A 3,117-nucleotide genomic window follows, 5' to 3' on the forward strand; every position below is an offset into this window, starting at 1 on the left:
GCGTGGCCCGATCCCGCTGCCGACCAAGATCGAGCGTTACACCATCCTCGTCTCCCCGCACGTCGACAAGGACGCGCGTGACCAGTACGAGACCCGCACGCACAAGCGCGTGCTCGATATCGTTGACCCGAATGACAAGACCGTGGACGCGCTGATGAAGCTCGAACTGGCTGCCGGCGTCGACGTTCAGATCAAGCTGACCTGAGGACTACGACCATGACGAAGAAATATTCGTTGGGCTTCGTGGGCCGCAAGGCTGGCATGAGCCGCGTGTTCACCGAAGATGGCCGTTCCATCCCGGTGACCCTGATCGAAGCAACCCCCAACCGCATCGCGCAGATCAAGACCGTCGAAGCTGACGGCTACAGCGCCGTGCAGGTGACCGTCGGTGCGCGTCGCGCTGCCCTGGTCAACAAGCCGGAAGCCGGCCACTTCGCCAAGGCGAAAGTGGAAGCGGGCCGTGGCCTGTGGGAATTCCGCGTTGAAGACGCCCAGCTCGGCGATTTCGCCGTTGGCGGCGAAGTCAAGGCGGACATCTTTGAAGTCGGCCAGATCGTCGACGTCCAGGGTGTCACCAAGGGTAAGGGCTTCCAGGGCACCATCAAGCGCTACAACTTCCGTATGGGTGACGCTACCCACGGCAACTCGCTGTCGCATCGCGCGCCGGGTTCGCTGGGTCAGCGCCAGACGCCCGGCCGCGTGTTCCCGGGTAAGAAGATGTCCGGTCACATGGGCGCCGTGCAGCAGAGCACCCAGAACCTGGAAGTTGTCAAGGTCGACGTCGAACGCGGTCTGATCGCAGTTCGCGGCGCCGTTCCGGGCGCGGCGGGTGGCGACGTGATCGTCCGTCCGGCGAGCAAGGCATAAGGAGAGATGACGATGGAACTCGTTATCACGGGTAGCAATAACAAGGTCTCGGTCTCCGACGCCGTGTTCGGTCGCGATTTCAGCGAAGATCTGGTTCACCAGGTCGTCGTTGCTTACCGCAACGCCGGTCGCGCCGGCACCAAGGCGCAGAAGACTCGCTCCGAAGTGGCAGGTACCACCAAGAAGTCGAAGAAGCAGAAGGGCGGCGGCGCGCGTCATGGCGCACTGACGGCTCCGATCTTCGTCGGCGGCGGTGTCACCTTCGCGGCAAAGCCGCGCAGCTTCGAGCAGAAGGTCAATCGTAAGCAGTACCGTGCCGCCATGTGCGCGATCCTGTCCGAGCTGAACCGTCAGGGCCGTCTGACCATCGTGGAGTCCTTCGATGTCGAAGCGACCAACACGAAGGCTCTGATCGCCAAGCTGGCCGGCCTGGAAGTGGGCAAGCGCCCGCTGATCGTCACTGAAGAAGCCTCCGAGCACCTGTACCTGTCGGCGCGCAACATTCCCTACGTGGAAGTGCGTGACGTCCAGGGCCTGGATCCGGTGTCGCTGGTCGGTGCCGACACGGTCGTCATCACCGCTGACGCGGTCAAGAAGGTCGAGGAGTGGCTGGCATGAACAGCAACGAAAAAATCTTCAGCGTGCTGCTCGCCCCGCGTGTCTCCGAAAAGACCGCGCGCCTGCAGGAACTCTCCAATCAGTACGTCTTCGAAATTTCGAACGAAGCCACCAAGGCCGATGTAAAGGCCGCGGTTGAGCAGCTGTTCGACGTCAAGGTCGAAGCAGTCAACGTGGTCAACGTCAAGGGCAAGAACAAGTCCTTCCGTAACCGTGCTGGCCGCCGCGGCGATTGGCGCAAGGCGTACGTTCGCCTGGCCGACGGCCAGTCGATCGATGTAACGGCCAAGGCCTGAGGTACATCCCATGCCATTGATGAAATTCAAGCCCACTTCTCCCGGTCGCCGTTCGGCCGTGCGCGTGGTTACTCCCGACCTGCACAAGGGCGCTCCGCATGCCCCGCTGGTCGAGTCGCAGAGCCGTTCGGGTGGTCGCAACCACCACGGCCGCATCACCGTGCGTCACGTCGGTGGTGGCCACAAGCAGCACTACCGCCTGATTGACTTCAAGCGCAACAAGCTGGGCATCCCGGCGCGCGTGGAACGCATCGAATACGATCCGAACCGCACCGCCCACATCGCCCTGCTGTGCTACGTCGACGGTGAGCGCCGCTACATCATCGCCCCGAAGGGTCTGAAGGCTGGTGATCAGGTGATCGCTGGTTCGGATGCTCCGATCAAGGCGGGCAACACCCTGCCGCTGCGCAACATCCCGGTCGGTACCACCATCCACTGCATCGAGCTGAAGCCGGGCAAGGGCGCTCAGATCGCCCGCGCTGCTGGTGCTGCCGTGCAGCTGGTTGCTCGTGAAGGCATCTACGCCACCCTGCGCCTGCGCTCGGGTGAAATGCGCAAGGTTCCGGTTGAGTGCTGCGCGACCATCGGCGAAGTCGGCAACGACGAGCACAGCTTGGAAAAGCTGGGCAAGGCCGGTGCCAAGCGCTGGCGCGGCGTCCGCCCGACCGTTCGTGGTGCTGCCATGAACCCGGTTGACCACCCGCACGGTGGTGGTGAGGCGAAGGCCGGCCAGGGTAACCCGCATCCGGTCACCCCGTGGGGTGTTCCGACCAAGGGTTACAAGACGCGCCATAACAAGCGCACTCAGCAGTTCATCGTCCGCGATCGTAGGGGCTAATCGACCATGGCACGTTCACTCAAGAAGGGCCCGTTTGTCGATCACCACCTGGTTGCTAAGGTGGCTGCCGCTGCGGGTAGCAAGCGTCCGATCAAGACCTGGTCGCGTCGTTCGATGATCCTGCCTGACATGGTAGGCGTCACCATTGCCGTGCATAACGGCAAGAACCACATCCCGGTTCTCGTCAACGAGAACATGGTCGGCCACAAGCTCGGCGAATTTGCCATCACCCGGACCTTCAAGGGTCACGGTGGTGACAAGAAGTCGGGCAAGTAAGGAGAGATGACAATGGAAGCGAAAGCCATCCTGCGCACCGCGCGCATCTCCCCGCAGAAGGCACGTCTGGTCGCTGACCAGGTGCGCGGTCTGCCGGCCGAGCGTGCCGTCAACCTGCTGAAGTTCTCGGACAAGAAGGCTGCCCACCTGATCAAGAAGGTGGTGGAGTCGGCTATTGCAAATGCCGAGAACAACCAGGGCGCCGACGTCGACGAGCTGAAG

The 3,117-nt window shown here is 62.6% G+C and carries 7 protein-coding genes; all 7 read left to right on the top strand.

Going from position 1 to position 3,117, the window contains the following annotated elements; translation table 11 throughout:
- A partial coding sequence (rpsJ, locus tag DBR20_RS13510; RefSeq protein WP_108266539.1) for a 30S ribosomal protein S10 occupies positions 1–205 on the top strand: 205 nt, incomplete at its 5' end.
- An 11-nt stretch (positions 206–216) separates the two neighbouring features.
- The gene (gene rplC, locus DBR20_RS13515) at positions 217–867 is read left to right on the top strand and encodes a 50S ribosomal protein L3 (RefSeq protein ID WP_108266540.1); all 651 of its coding nucleotides are present in this window, start codon (positions 217–219) and stop codon (positions 865–867) included.
- A 12-nt stretch (positions 868–879) separates the two neighbouring features.
- A complete protein-coding gene (rplD, locus tag DBR20_RS13520; protein ID WP_025879302.1) occupies positions 880–1,485 on the top strand; it encodes a 50S ribosomal protein L4 in 606 nt (201 codons plus the stop codon).
- Positions 1,482–1,781, top strand: a complete 300-nt coding sequence (gene rplW / locus DBR20_RS13525; protein WP_025879303.1) for a 50S ribosomal protein L23 — start codon at positions 1,482–1,484, stop codon at positions 1,779–1,781. The genes rplD and rplW overlap by 4 nt, the downstream gene beginning before the upstream one ends.
- A gap of 10 nt (positions 1,782–1,791) precedes the next feature.
- On the top strand, positions 1,792–2,619 hold the full coding sequence (gene rplB / locus DBR20_RS13530; protein WP_025879304.1) for a 50S ribosomal protein L2: 828 nt from the start codon (positions 1,792–1,794) through the stop codon (positions 2,617–2,619).
- 6 nt (positions 2,620–2,625) lie between these two features.
- Complete coding sequence (gene rpsS / locus DBR20_RS13535; protein WP_004145340.1) at positions 2,626–2,895, top strand: 30S ribosomal protein S19; 270 nt, start codon at positions 2,626–2,628, stop codon at positions 2,893–2,895.
- Between the two features lie 12 nt (positions 2,896–2,907).
- The coding region (gene rplV, locus DBR20_RS13540) for a 50S ribosomal protein L22 (RefSeq protein ID WP_108266541.1) at positions 2,908–3,117 on the top strand (210 nt) is incomplete at its 3' end.

This window comes from Stenotrophomonas sp. HMWF023 (assembly GCF_003060985.1).
Classification (GTDB): domain Bacteria; phylum Pseudomonadota; class Gammaproteobacteria; order Xanthomonadales; family Xanthomonadaceae; genus Stenotrophomonas; species Stenotrophomonas lactitubi.